Annotated in this window: 20 protein-coding genes; 15 read left to right on the top strand and 5 right to left on the bottom strand. The window is 39.1% G+C overall.

The window, feature by feature from the left end; genetic code table 11:
- The first annotated feature begins 111 nt into the window (after positions 1-111).
- A complete protein-coding gene (locus HB912_RS00785) occupies positions 112-2,010 on the top strand; it encodes an endonuclease MutS2 (RefSeq protein WP_185371780.1) in 1,899 nt (632 codons plus the stop codon).
- Between the two features lie 16 nt (positions 2,011-2,026).
- On the opposite strand, the gene HB912_RS00790 is transcribed toward HB912_RS00785, so the two are convergent.
- Positions 2,027-2,842 (bottom strand): DUF817 domain-containing protein, encoded by an 816-nt coding sequence (locus tag HB912_RS00790; protein ID WP_185371781.1) that lies wholly within the window; start codon positions 2,840-2,842, stop codon positions 2,027-2,029.
- 241 nt (positions 2,843-3,083) lie between these two features.
- Here HB912_RS00790 and HB912_RS00795 point away from each other — a divergent pair, with 241 nt between their 5' ends.
- From HB912_RS00795 to HB912_RS00835, 9 genes are all read left to right on the top strand, one after another.
- Positions 3,084-4,076 (top strand): YeiH family protein, encoded by a 993-nt coding sequence (locus HB912_RS00795; protein WP_244964400.1) that lies wholly within the window; start codon positions 3,084-3,086, stop codon positions 4,074-4,076.
- 15 nt (positions 4,077-4,091) lie between these two features.
- Positions 4,092-4,919: a LysR family transcriptional regulator gene (locus tag HB912_RS00800; RefSeq protein WP_185371783.1), complete on the top strand. Its 828-nt coding sequence runs from the start codon at positions 4,092-4,094 to the stop codon at positions 4,917-4,919.
- 113 nt (positions 4,920-5,032) lie between these two features.
- The gene (locus HB912_RS00805) at positions 5,033-5,674 is read left to right on the top strand and encodes a GTP pyrophosphokinase (protein WP_036072436.1); all 642 of its coding nucleotides are present in this window, start codon (positions 5,033-5,035) and stop codon (positions 5,672-5,674) included.
- Between the two features lie 92 nt (positions 5,675-5,766).
- Positions 5,767-7,818: a Na+/H+ antiporter gene (locus HB912_RS00810; RefSeq protein WP_185371784.1), complete on the top strand. Its 2,052-nt coding sequence runs from the start codon at positions 5,767-5,769 to the stop codon at positions 7,816-7,818.
- A gap of 212 nt (positions 7,819-8,030) precedes the next feature.
- Positions 8,031-8,573, top strand: a complete 543-nt coding sequence (locus HB912_RS00815; RefSeq protein WP_185371785.1) for a helix-turn-helix domain-containing protein — start codon at positions 8,031-8,033, stop codon at positions 8,571-8,573.
- A 16-nt stretch (positions 8,574-8,589) separates the two neighbouring features.
- Complete coding sequence (locus HB912_RS00820) at positions 8,590-9,681, top strand: ABC transporter ATP-binding protein (protein WP_185371786.1); 1,092 nt, start codon at positions 8,590-8,592, stop codon at positions 9,679-9,681.
- A 4-nt stretch (positions 9,682-9,685) separates the two neighbouring features.
- Complete coding sequence (locus HB912_RS00825; protein WP_185371787.1) at positions 9,686-10,495, top strand: ABC transporter permease; 810 nt, start codon at positions 9,686-9,688, stop codon at positions 10,493-10,495.
- The gene (locus HB912_RS00830) at positions 10,492-11,298 is read left to right on the top strand and encodes an ABC transporter permease (RefSeq protein ID WP_185371788.1); all 807 of its coding nucleotides are present in this window, start codon (positions 10,492-10,494) and stop codon (positions 11,296-11,298) included. The genes HB912_RS00825 and HB912_RS00830 overlap by 4 nt, the downstream gene beginning before the upstream one ends.
- On the top strand, positions 11,295-12,368 hold the full coding sequence (locus HB912_RS00835) for an ABC transporter substrate-binding protein (protein ID WP_185371789.1): 1,074 nt from the start codon (positions 11,295-11,297) through the stop codon (positions 12,366-12,368). Before HB912_RS00830 ends, HB912_RS00835 begins: the two co-directional genes overlap by 4 nt.
- A 223-nt stretch (positions 12,369-12,591) precedes the next feature.
- Here the strand turns inward: HB912_RS00835 and HB912_RS00840 are convergent, their stop codons facing one another.
- Positions 12,592-15,732 (bottom strand): adhesive domain-containing protein, encoded by a 3,141-nt coding sequence (locus tag HB912_RS00840; RefSeq protein WP_185371790.1) that lies wholly within the window; start codon positions 15,730-15,732, stop codon positions 12,592-12,594.
- Between the two features lie 545 nt (positions 15,733-16,277).
- On the opposite strand from HB912_RS00840, the gene HB912_RS00845 reads away from it, so the two are divergent.
- The 4 genes from HB912_RS00845 (at position 16,278) to HB912_RS00860 (ending at position 19,598) form a co-directional block, all read left to right on the top strand.
- Positions 16,278-16,979 carry a carbonic anhydrase family protein gene (locus tag HB912_RS00845; RefSeq protein ID WP_185371791.1) on the top strand — a complete coding sequence of 234 codons (702 nt, stop codon included), beginning with the start codon at positions 16,278-16,280 and terminating at the stop codon, positions 16,977-16,979.
- Between the two features lie 12 nt (positions 16,980-16,991).
- On the top strand, positions 16,992-17,945 hold the full coding sequence (locus HB912_RS00850) for an NAD(P)-dependent oxidoreductase (RefSeq protein ID WP_185371792.1): 954 nt from the start codon (positions 16,992-16,994) through the stop codon (positions 17,943-17,945).
- A gap of 34 nt (positions 17,946-17,979) precedes the next feature.
- Positions 17,980-18,522 carry an HD domain-containing protein gene (locus HB912_RS00855; protein ID WP_185371793.1) on the top strand — a complete coding sequence of 181 codons (543 nt, stop codon included), beginning with the start codon at positions 17,980-17,982 and terminating at the stop codon, positions 18,520-18,522.
- Between the two features lie 146 nt (positions 18,523-18,668).
- Positions 18,669-19,598: a nitronate monooxygenase gene (locus HB912_RS00860; RefSeq protein ID WP_185371794.1), complete on the top strand. Its 930-nt coding sequence runs from the start codon at positions 18,669-18,671 to the stop codon at positions 19,596-19,598.
- Between the two features lie 33 nt (positions 19,599-19,631).
- Here HB912_RS00860 and HB912_RS00865 read toward each other — a convergent pair whose 3' ends face one another.
- From HB912_RS00865 to HB912_RS00875, 3 genes are all read right to left on the bottom strand, one after another.
- Complete coding sequence (locus HB912_RS00865) at positions 19,632-20,147, bottom strand: type 1 glutamine amidotransferase domain-containing protein (RefSeq protein WP_185371795.1); 516 nt, start codon at positions 20,145-20,147, stop codon at positions 19,632-19,634.
- 70 nt (positions 20,148-20,217) lie between these two features.
- Entirely contained in the window at positions 20,218-20,391 is a 174-nt protein-coding gene (locus tag HB912_RS00870; RefSeq protein WP_185371796.1) for a DUF2188 domain-containing protein, read from the bottom strand.
- Positions 20,392-20,426: 35 nt separating this feature from the next.
- Positions 20,427-21,308 carry an SDR family oxidoreductase gene (locus tag HB912_RS00875; protein ID WP_185371797.1) on the bottom strand — a complete coding sequence of 294 codons (882 nt, stop codon included), beginning with the start codon at positions 21,306-21,308 and terminating at the stop codon, positions 20,427-20,429.
- 354 nt (positions 21,309-21,662) lie between these two features.
- On the opposite strand from HB912_RS00875, the gene HB912_RS00880 reads away from it, so the two are divergent.
- Positions 21,663-22,709, top strand: coding sequence for an alpha/beta hydrolase (locus tag HB912_RS00880; protein WP_185371798.1), 1,047 nt, complete (start codon positions 21,663-21,665; stop codon positions 22,707-22,709).
- Positions 22,710-22,738: the final 29 nt, after the last annotated feature.

Genomic DNA, 22,738 nt, shown 5'->3' on the forward strand with positions numbered 1-22,738 from the left:
TGACTCTCTTTTTGTATAGAGATATTTAGAAACTGCAGGGGTTGCTCTGCAGTTTTTTTGTTATCGTGGACGCGTGATATGGTGTCTTCTTGTTTGAAAGGAGAACGTAAAATGAATACTCTTACTTTTGATAAATTAGAATACCCAGAACTTACACAGCTATTAGCTGAAAACTGTGTGAGTGATGCGGCTAAAGAAAAAGCACAACGACTAAAACTTTTTAAAAATAAACGCACAATTGAAGCAAAACTTACTGAAACAAGTGAGGCTCGGAAAATCTTAGATAGCGGACAAAATTTGCCGTTATTTGGTATTAGTAAAATGAAACAAACTCTTATTAAACTTGAAAAGAGCTTTGAAATGACACCTGCTGAATTAATGGGCATTGCGGATTTTTTGCGAAGTACAAGGCGTATCAAACAGTTTCTTGAAAAAAATAGTGGGATCTCTCCGATGCTTGCTCGATTCGCGGAGAGCATTCAAAGTTTTATGGAGATTGAAGAAGCGATTAGTCAGGCGATCCGGAACGGGGAAGTGGACAATGCAGCAAGCGCAACCTTGCGGAAAACACGGAAGCTTCTTGAGGAAAATCAAGCAAAAACGACTGAGCGCTTGGATAAATTTATGAAAAATCCGGAAAACAAGTCTTACATTCAGGAATTCTTTGTGACGCGAAAGAACGATCACGATACGATTCCAATTAAAGCGAGCTTTCAAAAGTTTGTTCGCGGTACGGTAATTGAAGTTTCAAGTAAAGGAACGACAGTTTTTATAGAACCAGAAACGATTGCAAAATTAAGCGCCATTCGTGCCAATTTGAAGGCAGAAGAGCAAGCGGAAATCTATCAAATTCTGGCAGCACTTTCCGGGGCTGTTCTTGCTGAACTTGATGGGATTAAACATAATCTTGAAGTGATCACAGAATTTGATTTCATCTTTGCGAAGGGGAAGCTCTCAAGGCAAATGGAAGCAACAAGGCCGTCTGTGAATGAAAAAGGCGAAATCAAATTGAAACAAGCGAAACATCCGTTTCTTGCCATGAAATTAGCTGTTCCTCTTGATTTTTCGATAGGCGAAAACTATCGCGGCTTGATTATTACGGGGCCGAACGCGGGCGGAAAAACGGTTGTGCTAAAAACGGTTGGACTTTTGACGTTAATGATGATGGCGGGGCTACATGTCCCAGCTGCTGAAAACTCGGAACTTGCGGTTTTTGAGCGAGTTTTTGCGGATATTGGGGACAATCAAAGTTTAGAAAATGCACTCAGTACTTTTTCTTCACATATGCAAAATGCGGGCGAGATTTTAGCGCAGGTCAATGAGAAAACGCTTGTCTTGTTTGACGAGATTGGGAGCGGGACAGAGCCAAATGAAGGCGCTGCGCTTGCAATCGCGATTCTTGAAGAATGTTATCGCCGCGGGGGCATAACGCTTGCATCAACGCACTATGAGGCGATTAAACGTTACGGAGGCAAGCATCCAGATTTTATCAATGCACGTATGGCGTTTGATTCAGAGACACTTGCGCCGAAATATCAACTCATTATCGGAGAATCTGGTGAAAGCAATGCCCTTTATATTGCGGAAAAGATGAATATTGATCGCAAAATCTTGCAAAAAGCGCAGCATTACATGAATACGGAAGATTATGCACTTGAAAAACGGGATTTTAAGCCAAAAAACACAGCGCATCCTGTAGAACAGATTCATCAGCCATCGCTTGAAAAAGGCGACCGTGTAGAACTACTTGAAACAGGAGAAATCGGCCTTGTTTTTAGTCATGAACGTGGGGAAGTGATCGTTTATGTGGAAGGCAAGAAACGAGAGGTTTTGGCTCGAAGACTGAAATTGCTTGCCTCAAGAGTGGAACTTTATCCAGCTGATTATGACTTAAATCAGTTGTTTACAAGTTTCGAGGAAAGAAAAGAACAACATGATTTTGCTCGCGGTTCGAAAAAAGCCTTGCGACGTGTTCAAAAAGAAATCAAACAGTCACGTGAGGAAAAGTGACTGTTTGAAAAGATGATTACTTAAGCAGAAAATCTGTAGATTTTCTGCTTTTGTATTTAGTAGAAGAAAAGAGTCCAGCAGTTTTTATTTTTTTGAGTTGCGCTACAATAATGATGCTAATAATAATTAATAAAAACCAACTTGTTATTTTTCCGATATGTACAGGATGCCATGCGGCAAGCTGTTCTGGATAACTCCAAGCGCCAAAGAAGCTGGCGATATTTTCTGCCAAATAAATGAAAAAGGCAATGAGAAGAAAGGCAAGCGAAAGAGGCATTTTTAGCTCCTTTTGTGAAACCGTAAAATAAACATGTGTTCTTGCAAAAAGGAGTAAAACAAAAGCGATTAGTATATAACGAATATCGGGTAAAAAGTGATGGGTAAAAAAGTTGGCATAAATAAGGAGACAAATCCCGACTGCCAGAAAACTATTGGGCCAATTTTCAAGGCGTAATTGGAATTCTTTAAAGGCTCGACAAATATAACTGGCTACACTGGCGTACATAAAACCGCTGTACAATGGGACTCCAAATAAAATGGCAAAGCCTGAACCTGGATAACTCCAAGAGCCCATCTGTACTTTATAGATTTCGAGACCAAGCCCGATAAGATGGAACAACATGATGACTTTCAGTTCATCAAAAGTTTCAAAACCGTAACGAATCAATAAAATTTGTGTAAGCAAACAAATCAATAAAAGTAAATCGTAGCGGGTAATGAAAGGTAGTGGAAAAAATTTGGTTATTCCAAGTGCACAAAATATAATGGCGGGAAAGAGGCAGCACTTTATTTGTTTCCAAGTGAAGTCTGTTAGTCTAGTTAAAAAAATCATTTAATCACCTTTCCTTCTTTATTAGAATAACCTAAAAAGCTTTAGAAAAGTATAAAATCTAATATAGAATTACTGAAGAAGCAAAATCATATCCGATTTTTGATTTTAAAAGATAGAAGAACACATTTGTTATTAATTTATGTAATAATAAATATTAACATTTACTATTTTTATTAATAATAAAATTCCCTTATACTTGAAGAAAGAAAAACGGAGACAGAAGGATTGAAGGGAGAAAATGATGATTTTTACGAAAAAAAGTTTTTGGATTGCGGCAGTAACGACTCTTATTTGTTCGCTTGCCGGAAAATATTTAGCACTTGTTCCAGGCTTTAGCTTGGTTGGGGCCCTTGTTATTGCTCTTTTATGTGGCATGTTATTTCAAACCGCGAGTCCAGTTATTTACGCAAGTGTAGAAGGCATTGGTTTTATTTCGAATAAATTTTTGCGTCTAGGAATCATTTTATTAGGGTTTCGACTTAATTTATACACCCTTGCAGAATCGGGCATAAAAACGATTTTATTAGCCTTGATTGTTGTTACGGGAACGATTTTACTCACTTACTGGCTTTGCCGAGTTTTCCATGTGGAAAATCGTTTAGCTATTTTGACAGCAAGCGGTTGTGGAATTTGCGGAGCCGCTGCTGTGATGGGCGTTTCGCCGCAAGTAAAGGCGGATAAAGATGATGCTGTGCTTGCGGTTGCGGTTGTGTGCATCATGGGAACTGTCTTCACCTTGATTGAAATTGGCTTGAAACCATTGCTTGGTTTTTCTGATGGACAATTTGGTGTGATGGCAGGCGCTTCGCTTCATGAAATTGCTCATGCGGTTGCTGCAGGTGGCTCGGCAGGTATGGCAGGTTTAGATGCTGCGATCATCACAAAATTATCACGTGTGATTTTACTTGCTCCTGCCGCTCTTTTTATTGGCATCTGGTACACGCGCCATTCTGCTGGAAGAGGCGAACCAAAAGGGAAATTGCCGATTCCATGGTTTATGGCAGGTTTTTTACTTTCAAGTGCGATTGGGAGTTTTTTACCAATTTCGCAGACTTTGATTGAGGGACTTGTAAGTCTTGCTTACCTATTTCTTGGTATGGCCATGGCAGCCCTTGGTATGAGTGTGGATTTTAAAGTGATCGCCGAACGCGGCGGTAAAGTTTTTCTTGCCGCAGGAATCAGTTCGGTCGTATTACTTGGTTTTACAATGCTTGCGAGTAAGCTGTTTTTTTAAAAAGGAGGGAGACGCTTGTTTCAATTATTAGAGACTTTTATTGCAGTTTATGAAACGAATAGTTTTACAAAAGCCGCAAACGCACTCTATATTTCGCAGCCAACTATTTCGGTGCACATTGAAAAACTGGAAAAAGAACTGGATGTGAAACTATTTGAGCGAAATGCGCGCAACCGAATTGAAAAAACAGAAGCCGCTACTTTATTCTATGAAAAAGCTAAACAAATCTTAAATGGATGGGAAAGTGGCAAAGAGGAGCTTGCGGCTCTTTCTGGGAAGGCAAGAAGGAAGTACACGATTGCGGCTTCCCAAACGATTGGCGGATATTTGCTACCGCAAATCATGAACGCACTTGGACAGCTTTATCCGCAAATTAATTTCGAAATTTTGCTTGATAATTCGACGAATGTCTACAAGGCAGTCCATATGTTTGAAGCGGATCTTGGTCTTGTCGAGACACCTGAAGTTTATCCAGATATGAACCGAACGATTTTCATGAAAGATCAACTTGTCATTTTAGGCGACAGGGAACTAGAACGCTGGATTTTGCGCGAAGAGGGCTCAGGGATTCGGCAATATACAGAAATGTATTTGAAAGAACAGCAAATTTTGCCAGAAGAAAAAATCATCGCAAGCAGTAATGCTTTGATTTTAGAGCTCGTTAAGCAAGGGATGGGACGGACGCTTCAATCAGCTCGTGTTGCTGAAAAATTATCTCTCCCAGTTCAAAAAACAGATTTGATTCGTCCGCTTTATTTAATTTTACCAAAAGAGGATAGCGGAAAAAATGTCGAATTGGCACAATCAATTTTCGATCTGTTAAAAAAACTCGGCGATGTTTAAATAAAAAAATCATGAGAAACTGGTAAAAAAATGTTTATATTGATCCTCCTCAAGGGAAAATGTAGTAGGATAGTAAAGTGGCTAAAACAATTTTTTGAGAGGAGATTACTATTTTGGAACAGCCTTCAGTGGATGAGCTCAAAGAATGGCGAAATATCATGTTGATGCACCGGTTTGCGCTTGAAGAAGTCAACACTAAACTAAAAATTCTCAATGAGGAATTTCAATTTTTACATGATTATAATCCGATGGAACATTTAAAGTCGCGCGTGAAATCACTTGAAAGTATCGGGGCGAAGCTAGAGAAAAAGGGTGTGGATATTACACCAGAAAATGCACGGGAACACGTTCATGATATTGCTGGCATTCGAATTACCTGCTCTTTTGTCTCGGATATTTTTAAAATTGAAGAGATGATCAAGCATCAGGATGACCTGAAAATTTTACGTGTGAAAGACTATGTTACATACCCAAAAGAAAGCGGTTATCGCAGTCTTCATATGCTCTGTGAAGTGCCAATCTTTTTGACAAATCGCTCTGAGAAAATCATGGTCGAAATTCAGATTCGTACTGTTGCGATGGATTTTTGGGCGAGCCTTGAACATAAAATTTACTATAAATATCAAGATGAAGCCCCAGAATACTTAACGAATGAGTTGCGTGAAGCGGCGGACATTGTAACTCAGCTAGATGAAAAAATGAAAAATTTAAATGACGAAATTAATAAGTATAAAAATAATCTTGAAAATGAGTGATTTTGTGCGCGAATTGTTAACTTTGTTAATGATTTGCGCATTTTTGGATTTTCCTGCATAATGTTATACAGCACAAAAGGAGGAAACTGGAATTGGAGATCTTTTTATTTGTTTTACTGTTATTACTCGCTATATTAGTATCCAATTTACTCAACCGCTTCGTCCCGGTTGTCTCCGTGCCGCTGATTCAAATTGGGCTTGGGATTTTAATTGCACTTTTACCACTTGGATTTGAGCTTGATTTAAATCCAGAATTATTTTTGCTATTATTCATTGCCCCCTTGCTCTTTAATGATGGTAAGCGGACGGATAAGAAGGCATTGTGGAAACTACGCGTGCCGATTTTACTGCTTGCACTTGGTCTAGTCTTTATTACCGTGCTTGTTATAGGCTATTTTGTCAACTGGATGATTCCAACGATTCCGCTTGCGGCAGCTTTTGCATTTGCAGCTGCGCTAGCACCGACAGATGCCGTAGCTGTGAGTTCACTCTCTGGGCGAATTACTTTGCCAAAACGAGTGATGAGTCTACTTGAGGGAGAGTCCTTAATAAACGATGCATCAGGACTTGTGTCCTTCCAATTTGCTATTGCGGCAATGGTAACAGGGACATTTAGTTTATTAAATGCATCTTGGAGCTTTCTTGTCATTGCTATTGGTGGTGCTCTTGTCGGGCTCATCTTAACTTTACTTAAGTTTCAACTACTAAAGTGGGTGAGGGGACTTGGAATGGAAGATGTCACCTTCCATATGTTAATCGAAATTTTAACCCCGTTTGTGATTTATTTAGCAGCAGAAGAATTACATGTTTCTGGGATTCTCGCGGTAGTTGCAGCAGGTATTATGCATGCCGTTGAACGGAAGCGACTGGACCCACAACTTGTGAAGCTAAGTGTAGTTTCAAAAAGTACTTGGTCGGTGATTATTTTTGTTTTAAATGGTCTAGTATTTTTAATTTTAGGTACCCAACTACCATCTATTGCGAGAGTCGTTTGGGAAGATTCTGGAATCAGCAATACACAAGTGTTGATGTATATATTCTTGATTACGCTCGCTTTAATTCTCTTGCGTTTCTTCTGGGTTAGCGGCTTATGGATGTTTGACTGGCTCTTCAAAAGTGATAAATCGAAAAAAACGCAAAAACCATCCGTGCGAGCATCTATTTTAACGAGTTTATCGGGTGTCCGGGGAGCTGTTACACTTGCGACAGCTTTATCCATTCCCTTTTTCCTCGATAACGGCGATATGTTCCCGCAACGAGCATTAATTATTTTTATGGCATCAGGCGTGATATTATTTACACTGCTTATTGCAACATTTATCTTGCCGATTCTCGCTAAGGGAAATGAAGCTGATCTTGGAAATGAACGGGCGGAACGTGCTACACAGATTTGGATTTTGCGCAAAGTGAAACGAGAGTTACAGAATCAAATTACACCGGATAATAAAGCGGCAACGGAAATGGTTATTCGTAATTATAGACGTCGAATTCAGGAACTGCAGCAAGGAGAAAACTCGCAAAAGCGTGATATGACACAAGCTGAGAAGGAAAAACGGCTGGAGATTATCACTTGGGAACATGAATATACGCAGAAGCTTCTAGCTGATGGAAAGATTAGTACAGAAACGGCCTACCGCTATGGTAGCTTTCTCAACATGATGGAAAGTGCTTTAAAGCAAAGATTCAAAACGAAAATCAAAAATTTTATTCGATTTGGAAGTCGGTTGTTACACATGCTTTTACATCCAAAGCGGTTGCGCGCACTAAAATCAAAAGTGCGGAAGCAGCACCCTGAACGTACAAAAGCTTTTAAAGAAATTAATTTTGTACGAGTGGAAAATGAAAAAATGGTCATTCGAAAATTAAAAGCACAAATGAACCAAGATAATATGGATTTATTGTTGCCACTTTTGAATGAGCATAAGGAACAATTAGAACGCCTTACAACGGAGCGAATTCGTCCAAGTTCGCGAGAAAAATTTGAACAAAAAGTGCATGAAGTGGAACTTTCAGGTATTCAAATTGAGCGTGATACCATTCAAGGCTTATTTGAAGAAGGGAAAATTTCGCGCGACCTTGCACGTGAAATGAGACAGGACTTGAATCTACTCGAAACTTACACAATCGAAGAAGATTTAGTCTAACTAAGAAGACTTAAAAGAAAGCATTCAAAATGCCCTTTTAAGTCTTTTTTTATAGCCTAAACCACAGTTTGAAGAAATTTTAAAAAGTATCTTGATGTGTGATTTCAAATGTTGTATAATGATTCTTGCTTTGAGTAAACCTGTAGTTTATAAATACTAAACAAGTGTGTTTTGAAGTTTACTTTTATTAAACTTTGAGAAAGGAAGAAAAGATGGAAATCGGCAACAGAATTAAGAATTTGCGTCTTAGCAAGAACCTGACACAAGAGGAACTAGGAGAACGGACAGACTTATCAAAAGGCTATATTTCGCAACTCGAACGTGATTTAAGTTCGCCGTCGATTGAAACTCTTTTTTCGATTCTTGAAGTGTTAGGCTCTACTCCAAAAGAATTTTTTGATGAAGAAGAAGGCAAACAAAAGGTTATTTACGAACAGAGAGAACGTATTTTTTTTGAAGATGAGGAGAGAGGCTATCATATTGAATGGCTTGTTCCCGAATCGAATGAAAAAGAAATGGAACCTGTGTTGCTTGAAATAGATCCACATGGGGGGTTTAAAAAATTTGAACCCTCGCTTTCAGAGACTTTTGCTTACGTACTAAGTGGTGAAGTTAATGTATGTTTGGGCGAAGAAAGCTATACGGCAAAAGCGAATGAGACCATTTATTTTCATGCCTCAGATCGCCATCAAATTGTAAATCAAACGACTGAAAAGGCAGTGCTCATCTTAGTGGCAACGGAATCGTATTTATAGAAGGGGAGGAATACCATTGACAGAATCCATTATTTGCTTTAACAAAGTTACAAAGCAATTTGATGACGACGAACCCGTTTTGAAAAATGTCAGTTTTGAAATTGAAAAAGGAAAATTCTATACTTTGCTTGGCCCATCCGGATGTGGAAAAACCACTATTCTACGCTTGATTGCAGGCTTTTTAGAGGCAACAGAAGGTGACATCTATTTGGACGGAAAGAAAATCAATTCCGTACCGGCCAACAAGCGCCCGGTCAATACGGTATTTCAAGATTATGCGTTATTTCCACATTTAAATGTATTTGAAAACGTCGCATTTGGCCTTCGAATCAAAAAGCTAAATCAAAAAGCGATTGATGAAAAGGTAAAAGAAGCGTTGCGTTTTGTTAATCTGTCTGGTTATGAGAAACGGGAGATCAGTGAAATGTCTGGTGGGCAAAGGCAACGGGTGGCGATCGCACGAGCTATTGTGAACGAGCCAGAAGTTATTCTTTTGGATGAACCACTCTCCGCGCTTGATTTGAAACTAAGAACAGAGATGCAATACGAATTGCGTGATTTGCAAAAGCGTTTAGGCATCACGTTTATTTTCGTTACGCATGATCAGGAAGAAGCCCTTGCAATGAGCGATGAAATCTTTGTGTTAAATAAAGGGGAAATTCAGCAGAGTGGTTCACCGATCGACATTTATGATGAACCGATTAATCGCTTTGTAGCAGACTTTATCGGTGAATCAAATATCGTTTCCGGGAAAATGATTCAGGATTTTGAAGTGGGATTTGTGAATCGTCGTTTTGAATGCGTCGATCAAGGCTTTAATGAAAATGAAATCGTTGAAGTGGTGATTCGCCCGGAAGACCTTGAAATTACAACAGCTGACAAAGGAAAACTGCAAGTCGAAGTGGACTGGGTATTATTCCGCGGAGTGCATTACGAAATGGGCTGTATTGATATTGACGGTAACGAGTGGCTCGTGCATACGACGAAAAAAGCTAAAATCGGTGATAAAATTGGGCTTGCGTTTGATGCCGAAGCCATTCACGTCATGCGACTTGGAGAAACAGAAGAAGAATTTGATAAACGTTTAGAAAGTTACGAAGAGGCGTAAGTGAATGACTAGAAAAGCAAGAAACTTATATCTCATTCCTTACATTCTTTGGATTATTTTGTTTGTTGTTGCCCCGATTTTATTAATTGTTTATTATTCCTTTTTTGATGTGGACGGGAATTTTACATTTAGCAACTATCAGCACTTTTTTACACCCGTTTATTTAAAAATGACGCTGAGTTCCTTTTGGTATGCTTTTTTGATCACTTTATTCACCTTGCTGATTTCCTATCCGACCGCATATTTGCTCACGAAATTAAAGCATAAACAATTGTGGCTCTTGCTGATTATTTTACCTACTTGGATCAACCTTTTGCTTAAGGCCTACGCCTTTATTGGGATTTTTGGTACGTACGGAGCAGCTAATCAATTTTTAGATTTAGTCGGCATCGGACAACAGCAAATTCTTTTTACCGATTTTAGTTTTTTGTTCGTCTCCACGTACATTTTCATCCCTTTTATGATTTTACCAATTTTTAATGCGATTGAAGAAATCAATCCCTCCCTTATTCAAGCATCTCGTGATTTAGGGGCATCTAATTTCACAACATTTCGCCGAGTCATTTTCCCGTTAACTGCAGACGGTGTGAAATCAGGTTGTCAAGCGGTTTTCATTCCCGCACTTTCGCTCTTTATGATTACTCGTTTGATTGCTGGAAATCGCGTAATTACACTTGGAACTGCTATTGAAGAGCATTTTCTTGTGACGCAGGATTGGGGAATGGGCTCAACTATTGGCGTTTTTCTTATTATTGCCATGATTATTATTATGTTTTTAACTGGAACAAAACGCAGAAAGGGGGCTAAAAAATGAAAAAACAGAAATGGAGTCATCTTTATCTCATTTTTATTTTTATCGTACTTTATGCCCCGATTTTTTATTTGATGTTTTATTCCTTCAATTCAGCTGGAACGATGCATGGATTTGGAGGATTCACACTTGATTATTACCGTGAAGTGTTTGCTGATACGCGTTTACTTGTGATCGTTTTAAATACGTTTGTGATCGCGCTTCTTTCTTCTGTGATTGCAACAGCGATTGGAATTTGCGGAGCGCTAGCTATTCGTTTTATGCCAAAGCCGGTTGGGAAAAATTCGCTACTTAGTCTAAACAATGTCTTAATTGTAAGTCCTGATGTTATTATCGGTGCTAGTTTTTTAATTTTCTTCACCATACTTGGGCTAAAATTAGGATTCACCTCAGTACTTGTTTCCCACATTGCTTTTAGCATTCCGATCGTTGTATTGATGGTGCTACCGAAACTGCAGGAAATGAGCCCGACTTTAATTGACGCCGCGCGAGATCTAGGAGCAAGCCAGTGGCAAGTATTGTCAAAAGTCATTTTACCTTATATCGTTCCAGGCGTTCTCGCAGGCTTTTTTATGGCGTTAACCTATTCGCTAGATGATTTTGCCGTGACATTTTTTGTGACAGGAAACGGTTTTTCCACTTTATCCGTTGAAATTTACTCACGGGCACGCCAAGGCATTTCCTTATCAATTAATGCCCTTTCAACCCTTATCTTCCTATTCACGATTCTGCTTGTCATTGGTTATTACTTCATCAACCGTAAAAATACGAGCAAAACAACGAGAACGGGGGCGAATAAAAGATGAAATCCTTGCTTAAAATGTTCATCCCCGTGATCCTCCTTGCGCTTGTCATGATGTTGCTTGCTCATTTTATGAATCGTGAAGAAGGTTACGCTGGAGGAAATACTTTAACCATTTATAATTGGGGCGATTATATTGACCCAAGTTTGATTAAGAAGTTTGAGAAAGAAAGTGGCATAAAAGTTATCTATCAAACCTTCGATTCGAATGAAGCGATGATGACAAAAATAGAGCAGGGTGGAACGACATTTGATGTTGCGATCCCAAGTGACTACGCAATCAACAAAATGAAGCAAGAAAATCTCTTGATCCCACTAGATCATCAAAAATTACCAAATGCTCGGTATATTGATTCGCGTTTTATGGATTTGTCATTTGATGAAGGTAATAAATATTCGATGCCTTATTTTTGGGGAACACTTGGCATTATTTATAATCAAAAACAGTTCCCTCATGTGGATTTTTCTACATGGGATTCACTTTGGAATACGGACTTGAAAAATCAAATTTTACTAATCGACGGTGCACGTGAAATCATGGGGATTGGCCTTAATAGTCTTGGCTATTCTTTAAATGATACAAATGAAGCACATTTGAATGAAGCTCTTCATAAGCTAAAAAAAATGACACCGAATGTAAAAGCTATTGTAGGCGATGAAATCAAACTTTTAATGGCAGACGGCGAAGCAGGAGTGGCTGTTACATTTTCCGGAGAAGCCTCGGAAATGCTTGATGCCAATAAAGACTTAAATTATGTCATTCCAAAACAAGGATCAAATCTTTGGTTCGATAATATGGTAATCCCGAAAACAGCGAAAAATGTGGACGGAGCACATCGATTCATTAATTTTATGCTCAATCCAAAAAATGCCGCGAAGAATGCAGAGTATGTAGGTTACTCAACCCCTAATAAAGCTGCCGAAAAACTTCTTCCAAAAGAAATTGCAGATGATAAACGTTTTTATCCAAACTTAGATGAACTCAATCATTTAGAAGTCTATGATAATCTAGGAAAACGCATGCTTTCACACTATAACGAACTTTTTCTTGAATTTAAGATGTACCGAAAATAGTTCTGTGATTTACAGTGGGAATAAAGAGAAAACATTAGAAAAAAGACAATGTAAGTTCACTTTCTAATTTGATTTTCGCTATGAAAACAACAAATTGTCTTTGTCCCATAGAAAAAGCCTTTGAAAATCAGTTTCTGATTTTTAAAGGCTTTTTGAAATTAAATCTGAATTCTTCTGCTTTATAAAGCCAGAAAGAATAAACTTGGAAAGTTCATATTAAAAGTTAAACCGGTCCATTAACTAGTTCCCATGTAAATTGACTGGAATAATTTCCGCTTTGTGCAACACCAGGTGGAACTTCTAGGAAGAATCCGTCGTCTTGATTGTTCCAAGAAACCGAAGTGATATCTCCTGTTGAACTTGTTGTTTGTTGAGTTAGACTATCATACACAGTAGTTGCAGGAGCATCTGGTACAATCGTTTTTTCATCTCCATTCCCTTGTTTGAATAAGAATTTACTGTTGCTATCGTTTGGTAAAACATGATTGCTTGCATCATTTTTAAACGGTGAAGTTTGCTTAAAATTAATATGCCATTCCTTCTTATTCGCTCGAGAGTCCTCTACGTCGAGTTTAAATGTATCATCTTGTTTAAGATGAAGTGTCTTGTTGCTGATTTTACCGCCATTAAAATTCATCACATCTGGAACATCCACAAATTTAAGCTCTCCCGCACGAACAATGACGTTTTCTGATTTCGATAATTGGGTGAGATCAGGATCCTGTATAGAACTTACAAAAGAAGTATGGAACAGTAAAGCATCTTTTCCAGCTCCGAAAAATTCATCCTGCTCATTCTTCTCGTATGGAATAGGTTTATCTTCTGTTTTCACATCCAAACTAATCGTAAGAGCAGGTTTACCAGAAGAAACGGCAGGAATTAGTGTGGGATCTGCAAAAGTAAAGCCGTTGGGATTACTGCCAGGTGCGTTTTGAGCCCTAACCGTTTGGCTCTTTCCGTTTACCTTGAACGAATCTCCATCTATCTCCAGTCCAAGATTGTGGGCAGCATCCGAAACCCCAAAGAAGTAAGCACGAGGGTTGAAGTTATCTGGAAATGCGAAGGTGCTTTCTTCGAGTTTAGGCATTCCAGGAAGAGGAACGCCTTTTCCGCCAAGCTCAATGGACATTGTGAATTTGTCGCCAACGCCACCCTCAACAGTATTTTTCAAATTAGTGTTAGGTTCTCCCGTTTTTGAATTCACAACTTTGAACGAAGAAACGACCTCTGGATTCACCCGAAATCCACCAACTGAATAGCCTAAGACATTTTGAACGAATAGATTGCTTTTGGCGCTTTCTTTATCTACGGATTTAGGCAAAGATGAATCATTCAGTATATTTGGATTATCAATCGAAACCGTGTAATTCATCGGCTGATCGGGAACAGTGATATACGCATCTTCGTTAGGAAAGCCACTATAAATTTGTTTGTAGAGACTTCCGTCTGGTTGCCTTGTTCCATCTGCATTTGCAGCCCAAATCGTATAGATATGTTGGCTGCTGAGTTTATCGGGCAAGAAATCTAAGAAACTTAGCTTTTTCTTTAGCTCATCTGCGGATGGTGTTGGATGAGATAGCTGATATGCAAGTTGTCTTGCAAATTTATTTTTATAACCAATGGCTAATGTGTTATTGCGGGCGGGGGCACCATCTGTAAACCGAGGGGCAAATAAATATAATTTTTCATTGGGCTTAGTAAAAGCGCTCCCGATAAGCCCACCTTGGAACATATAATCCATATTTAGAGAAATCCCGTCGTAGCTTGGATCGCCGCCTTCTTTGCTAGTTGTACGAATCAAATTTCCATAGAGAGGCCCATCAGCTGTCGCGTTTTTACCATTGCGGTAATCTGATTTACTATCAAATGCGTCGTCCCAACGTTCAGTTGACTGTGTATACATTGTGTCATATATATTTTCTATACTTAATTCATTTCCTGCCAAACTGTATTTTCTGTTTGGGGCCATCATTATGAAAAAGTCCATCAGTTTTGGATCAAGTGCACCAACTAAATGGTTGAATGCCAAATTCACATTTGTTGTGTTCGTAAGTTTTGTTATCGTATCAGGGATTCGTCCATCCAGTTCATTTTTATATAAATAAAGTTTCTGTAAGTTTGTTAAATTTCCAATAGACGCTGGAATATTACCTGATAGCTGATTACGAGATAAATCAAGGACAGTTAGATTTTCTTTGTTATCAAGAAACTGCTTATTGATTCTTCCTGTTAAGTTATTATTGGACAAATCAAGGGTGGTTAAATTTTTCAAATTTGCTATTGAAGATTCAATATCTTCTATGTTTCCACTAATGTGAGACTCCATGATTGTGAGGCTTTCTAGCTTCTGTAAATTTCCGATGGATGCAGGAATGCTTCCTCTATATGTCCCTCCTAAATTTTTTATTGAACCTCCGTTTCCACCAATCATAACCTGTTCTAAGTTTGTTAATTGACCAATCCACTCTGGAACAGGATCTTCCAAGTTAACAACATTTTTTACGAATAGATATTTAAGGTTTGTCAAAGTTCCAATCGACTCAGGTAAGACAAAAGGTTGATAAGGTTCAGTATCACCGGGACCACTACCTAACCCATTTATCCACAGAAACTGTAATCCCTTAAAGACATCAAAGCGCTTAGGCAAATAGTAATTTTGATAAGTTGAACGATTGAACTTTAATTCTTTAATTTTAGCCAAATCGCCGAAAGTGACCTGACCACTTTGAATATTGATATCATCAGGAACAATCTGTTCAGTGTGTAATTCCTTATTCACAGTGTCTATAAACCAAGCCTTATTTTCAAAAAAATCGTATTGGACGGTTTGATTGGGATCATAGTCTACACGAGGCGTTAAGCTACGCGGAGTAAACTTTGGCTGTGGGTCTGTTTTGACAACGGAAGAAGTAGATGTTGGGTCTTGAATCTGAATTTTAAGTGGTTTAGATTCTAGCTTTTTCCCGTCTCGAATGGTATTTGCGACAAAAGAATAGGTACTGGGCTGAAGCGCCTTTAAAGTAAGCACCACTTTTTTATCCGAATTCGCTGGCCAATCAATCACTAGATTTCCTTTGTTTTTATCTTCTGTAATGGTTGCTTCCCCTTTGGTTTCTCCTTTGTATTCAAAATTTCCACTGATGGGTAAAGTGATCTTTGTATCCGCTTTATTGCTCGACTGAACAGTGAGGGTTAAAATCTCACCGGCAGTAAGTGCCTCGCGGTCTGCAGATACTTTCAAATCATTACTTTGCTCATCAGCAGCTTCTAATTTCGGAGTAAGAAATACAAAAGAGAGAAAAGCAAAACAAGCTATTCCAAAAGCAAGAAACCAAATGGTTTTATTTTTTGCAAGTTTTTTCATAATACCCTCCTTTTTCATCATGTAAGATCAGGTTGTAAAAATGGGAAAGAGTAAAGGGAAATTTATTTTCCTTTTAAATGAAATAAATCCGACCCTACGTAAAATGACCTTTTACAACGTTTATCATATCAAGGAGATAGGAGTTTCGATTGATACTTTGTAACGTAACACGACCGAAGTAATGAAAATTATGTGATAAAAAAATATAATATTTTACTTTCTTGTGAATTTACAAGTTTTGGAGAAATGAATTTTTCACATTCAGCGAAGCAGTCTTTTTCGTAGTGAAAGAGAGAAATTTCCACCGATCTTTACATTAAAATAGAAGTCAGATTCAGAGGAGTATTTTAATTTTTCCTTATGCACGAATGTGCTAGACCGTATAGGATTAGAATCGAAAAGCAGAAATAGATAAGCCATTTCAATCGCTCCTTACAAAAATAAAATAAGGTCTAAACAGGATTCGTTGAGTAGCAATAATTGAAATTTGAGGAACATTTGCGTTAAAATTATGAAGCGAGCAAAAAGTAATGGGGGTTACATATATGCCAGCTTATTCAATTAATTGGTCCTATGATGGAGATAAAGGGCCTGAAAAATGGGGACAAATTTGTTCCGACTTCGAGATTGCGCAATCTGGGAAGAAACAATCACCAGTAGATATCCGTTCAGAAGATATCAAGCCACTTGAGGGGAATCCACTTGAAACGAGCTATTCACGGATTCCTTATCAAGTCAAACGAGTGGAGAATTCTGTTCACTTGTTTCCGCAAGAAATGAATCAAACACTTACCTTTCAAAATGAGGTCTATCGTCTAGTCGCATTTCATGCCCACATTCCAAGTGAACACTTGTTAGATTCAGTTGCTTACCCAATTGAGTGGCACTTTGTCCATGAAAATGCGAAAGGTGAAAAACTAGTGTTAGGCGCCTTTATGGATGTTGGAACGACCGTATCCATCGATATGACTGACTTACGTCGCGTATTTCCAGAAGTTTTTCAAGATTTTTCGATTGAGCGTGAGCTTTCACTCGACATTACCGATTTCCTACCAGAAGAAAAAGCATATTTTACTTATGAAGGGTCACTTACAACTCCACCGACAGTTGAAGGTATTCGTTGGATTGTCTTAAAAAACAGACAAACAATCGGACATGTTGCGCATCGAGCACTTGAAAAAGTAATCGGTGGAACGAATCGTCCGGTACAGCCTTTAAATGGCAGAAGTATTCAATTTCATGAATAGAGGCGAACAAACATGCAAAAGATTTTTGTAGCTGGAAAATTACTAGAAAAGACAGAAGAAGTGTTAAAACAAATGGGCGCCACTTTTTGGACAGGAACTGGAAAAATTTCGGAAGAGGAGTTGAAAAAAGGGGCAAAAGATGCGGAAGCTATCATTTGTCCTCTCTCTGCTCCTATAACGAGTGATGTACTCACGGCTAGTCCGAAGTTAAAGATTGTTGCCAATGTAGGAGCTGGATTTGACAACATTGACGTGCAAAAAGCACAGGAATTAGGAATCGCAGTAACTAACACTCCAAAAGTATCCACCGAGTCAACTGCAGAACTTTCTTTTGGATTGATTCTTGATGTGATGCGCCGTATTTCAGAAGGCGATAGACTTTTGCGGACCCACCCAGAAGAATTTAAAGGTTGGGCACCTACTTTCTTTTTAGGGCGAGAGTTGCACGGGAAAACACTTGGAATTATAGGACTTGGACAAATTGGACAAGCCGTAGCAGAGCGTGCCTTTGCTTTTGGAATGAAGATTCTTTATTCGGGTCATCATCCAAAGGAAGTTGCGCAAAAATGGGATGCCCGTTTTGTTTCTCAGGAGGAATTGCTAGAGAAAAGTGATGTTGTTTCTGTCCACGCCGCTTATAGTGATGAACTTTATCATTTATTTCAGAAAGAAACTTTCCAAAAAATGAAAAAAACTGCTTTTCTAGTGAATGCTTCTCGTGGAAAAGTAATAGATGAAGCGGCTTTGGTCGAAGCACTTGAAGCAAAGGAAATTGCGGGTGCTGCACTAGATGTATTTGAATTTGAACCACACGTAAATGAGCGCTTAACAAAATTTGAAAATGTTGTATTAACACCACATATTGGAAATGCAACGGTAGAAACACGTGAACAAATGGGGGACATGGCTGTCGCAAATGTCAAAGCTGTTTTAGCTGGCGATGCGCCCATCCATTCTGTATACTAAAATCATAAAGAAGCGACGGAGAGGCGGGATTAATATGTATGAAAAAGCACTGGAATTTGCAAGAAAAGCACATGCAAGTCAAAAGCGAAAGATTACCGGTGAAAAATATTTTTCCCATCCCTTCAATGTTGCGCGCATTTTAAATGCTGCTGGTTTTCCAGAATATGTCGTTGCAGCAGGATTACTTCATGATGTTGTGGAAGATACAGATGTCACGCGGGAAGACATCGCAAGGGAATTCGGTGAAGAAACTGCAAATCTTGTGATGGCGCATACAGAAGATAAAACGAAAACGTGGGAAGAGCGGAAGGCGCATACGATTGAAACGGTTCGAGATGGGAGCCTTGAAGTCAAAGCTTTAATTGTGGCAGATAAACTCGATAATTTATCTTCTATTCGCTATGCCATGAGCATGGAAGGGAACCGTGTTTGGAACCATTTCAAGCGGGGTTATGATGAACAAAAATGGTATTATACAGGCGTTTTAGATGCGATGACCACTGGGCTTTCTCATGAAGAAATCCCAGCTTTTTTTACAGCTTATGCGAGGCTTGTTCATACTGTTTTTCGGCGCTAATGAGCAAAAATGAGTGGCTAACGAGTGTTGTCCTGCATATTTCTGGTAGGATGCTATTTTTTGGAAAGATGGATTAAAGCGGAAGATAGACTTTTTGTGAGGTCATTTGATATAATGTGAAAAAAGTAACAATTAGGAGGAACAACATGACAATACCTGAACTTTTAGGGATTAAGTATCCCATTATTCAAGGAGCCATGGCTCAAATTGCTAAGGCACCACTAGTTGCGGCTGTTTCAAATGGTGGTGGCCTCGGGATTATTGCTTCTGGCGGGATGAGCGGGGAGGAATTGCGGACTGAAATTCGTAAAACAAAAGCGCTCACGGATAAGCCATTCGGTGTCAACTTGATGCTTATGATGACGAACATTGGCGAATTAACTGAGGTTTTGATTGAAGAGAAAGTCAAAATTATTACGACAGGAGCAGGGACACCAAAAAGCTTCATGCCTGTTTGGAAAGATGCGGGCATTATTGTCATACCGGTTGTGCCTTCTGTCATGATTGCCAAAAAGATGGCAAAGCTCGGTGCTGATGCGGTTATTGCGGAGGGAACTGAAGCTGGGGGACATGTTGGCGAAACGACTACAATGGCCCTTTTGCCGCAAGTTGTGGATGCAGTCGAGATTCCAGTTATTGGCGCAGGGGGTATTGGAGATGGTAGAGGGGTTGTAGCGGCGTTTGCCTTAGGGGCCTCAGGTGTGCAAGTTGGAACTCGCTTTCTTGCCTCAGAAGAAGTCCCAGTTCATCCACATTTTAAGGAAGCGGTCTTGAAAGCTCAGGACAGGGATACAACGGTGACGGGTCGCAGTGCTGGTTCGCCGGTTCGCTCTATCAAGAATAAAATGATCAAGGAATATTTGCGGCTTGAAGCAGTCGGAGTGGATCGTGATGAACTAGAAGCATTGACGCTTGGATCACTTCGGAAAGCTGTGTTAGAGGGTGACACAGAAAATGGTTCTGTCATGGCGGGACAAATCGCTGGGCTCGTGGAAGAAATAAAACCTTGTCGAGAAATCATAACTGAAATGATGACAGAAGCTCAGGAAACGCTGAAATCACTTTCACTTACATAAAAAGGAGTCTGGGAAAGCCCCAGACTCCTTTTATTATGATTGTAGTAGTTTTAGTGATTCACGGTCAAAAGCTGGTAGATCATCTGGAGTTCTACTCGTTACAATGTTTCGGTCAACTACAACTTCTTCATCTTTTACGGTTGCTCCAGCATTTTTTAAATCTGGACGAATAGAGGTAAAGCCTGTTACAGTTCTGCCTTTTAATTTATTAGTCTGGATTAAAAGTTGGGGACCATGACAAATAGCTAAAAGAGGTTTGTCGTTTTCTATAAAATAATCTACAAAATTTACAAAACGATCATCTGCACGTAATTGATCTGGTGAAAAGCCACCTGGGATAAATAAAGCATCAAAATCACTTGCTTGCACGTCGTCGATTCCTTTATCAATTGTCACAGTCGCTTCTCCTTGCTTACCTGTTACTTGATTGCCCGCTTTTTTCTCGATCGTAACGACTTCGTGTCCTGCTTGCCGGAACGCATCTGCTGGATTTGTAAACTCAACATCTTCAAAAAGATTCGTTATAAGAGTTGCAATTTTTTTGGACATAAATAGATCCTCTCCTTTGATTATCTGACTCATTACTTTTTATTCCACATTGTTAGTCGTTTCAACCATTTTACTGTTTATGATTTTTATACCATTCTTCTGCTTTGGCTGTTGCAATCGGGATGGCGCGTTCTTCTGAATAGCCTTCTTTTAATAAGGCATTTCCAATTTCAATGGCTTTTTTTCGTTCTTCTTCTTTTAAGTTCTTCCATGAATTTGGATAATCATTTTTAGTCCATGGCATTTTTTTCACCTCAACTTTAGTGGTTATTTGTAGGATTAATTAATAGGGGCTCCGCCTGTTATCCCATAAACTTGACCAGTGATATAGCTAGCCTCATCAGATGCAAGAAGGACATAAACGCTCGCTAGTTCAGCGGGTTGCCCAGCACGTTGTAAGGGTTGATTTTGTCCGAATTCTGGAATGCTGTCTTGTGGTTGGCCACCGCAGATTTGTAAGGCTGTCCATATTGGACCAGGCGCAACTGCATTGATTCGAATCCCTTTTTTGCCCAGTTGTGCCGCTAAACTTTTTGTAAGTGAGATTTCACAGCTTTTTGTCATTGCATAATCGACTAAATGGGCACTTGGTTTTACTCCTTGAATGGATGAAGTTAAAATGATGCTACCGCCTTCGCCTAAATAATTAAGCGCTTCTTGAATTGCATATACAACGGAAAAAACATTGACCTCAAAGGTATCTCGTAGTTGCTTGGAAGTTAAATTTTGAATATCAAATTCGTATTGTTGAATTCCAGCATTTAGCACTAACAGGTCTAAACCACCTAGAGCATTTGCAGCGCTTTTTACCATGTTCTGCGCGAAGCCTTCTTCACGTAAATCACCTGGTAGTAAAACGCATGTACGACCTTCTTTTTCAACAATTGCTTTTACCTCTTGGGCGTCTTGCTCTTCATCTGGATGGTAACTGATCGCTACATCTGCGCCTTCTCTTGCGTAGGCGATAGTGGCAGCACGGCCGATTCCGGAATCTCCGCCCGTTATGAGTGCTTTTTTATGAACGAGTTTATCGCTACCTTGATAAGTTTTTTCGCCTGTATCAGGTACAGGTGTCATTTTGCTTTGTAAGCCTGGATACTCCTGTAATTGCTTTTCGAATTTTCCACTATAATAGTGATTCGTTTGTTTACTGTCTTGCATTGAAAGTCCCTCCTGATTTTTAGCATCCATCTTGTGAGACGCTTTTTAAAATTGGGTTTCCTCAAAGATGTTCCTGTTTTTTGACATTTTGACTAATCTTTTAAAGTGATGCTGACTAACCCAAATTAGTTAACATTTTACTTTATAAGGTTAGTTTGAAGATCCCTAATCTTTATCACGCTCCTATCCTCTTTGTAAGAACTATACCCGGAAATTTTGTTTTTAATACATTCACAAAGTGTGATTTATTGATGGCCATTTTACTGAAAAATTCTAAGTGGTTCCTGTTTGGTCTAATTCTTGAAAACTGATATACTTAAGTCAGAAAGTGAACTTAAAAGGAGTTGAGCACAATTGAAAAACGTATTTAAATGGGTGTTTATTTTAGTTTTCAGTGTGATCTTGCTTCCGCTTCTTGTTGTTTTCTTCATCTACAAGAAAGCAGTTGGAAAACGCGAGTATGATCCATCCGTATTGGAAAACTTGAAAGACGAGGCTACGCAAAACTATCTAAAAAATACGGCTCCACTATCTGATGTTGATTCTCGTTATAAATATATTCGCTTAAAGGAAAAAGCAACTCCTTCTGCGAAAAATATCGAAATTGGCGCGACGGAAGATAAAAAAATTGATGGGCCAGGTGGAAAAATTCCACTTCGAATTTATACGCCAAAAGAAGAAGGACCTTATGAAATTATCCTTTATTTCCATGGTGGGGGTTTTGTAACGGGCGGACTTCAATCACATGATGGGATTGCTCGAAAACTTGTACAAACAACGGGTGCGCGTGTGGTTGCTGTTGATTACCGCCTTGCTCCAGAAAATCCGTTCCCAGCGGCAATTGAAGATGCATACGCGGCATTACTTTGGGCGAATGCGCATAAGACAAGTTTGCGGAACAAAGGCACTTCTCTAATTGTGGCAGGAGACTCAACTGGTGGGAATATTGCCGCTGTCATTGCTCAAATGGCTAAAGCTAAAAATGGACCGGAAATCAGCAAACAAATTTTGCTTTATCCAGCAACAGATATTTTCAGTCGAGATGCTTCTGTCCTTTATCCATCTATGGATCAATTTGCAGAAGGTTACGTTCTTACAAAAGAATCGCTTGATAAATACTTTAAACTCTATTTAAAAAATGCTTCTGACCGGAAGTATGATCCACTAGTTGCACCGATTCGTAGTAAAGACTTAAGTGGCCTTCCAAAAGCATTTATTGTAACGGCAGAGCTTGATCCACTTCGTGATCAAGGAGAAGCATATGCTAAGAAATTAAAAGATGCTTCCGTTCCTGTCTTCGCTAAACGCTTGGATAATACACTTCATGGTTTCCTTAAAACGGAATCGAAAGCGACAGATGAAACATATGAATTGATCAGTGAATTTTTAGAAGAAAAATAGATAAAAACAGCGCGGCCGAACAGGGGTGC

Source organism: Listeria aquatica (assembly GCF_014223975.1).
Taxonomy (GTDB): domain Bacteria; phylum Bacillota; class Bacilli; order Lactobacillales; family Listeriaceae; genus Listeria; species Listeria aquatica.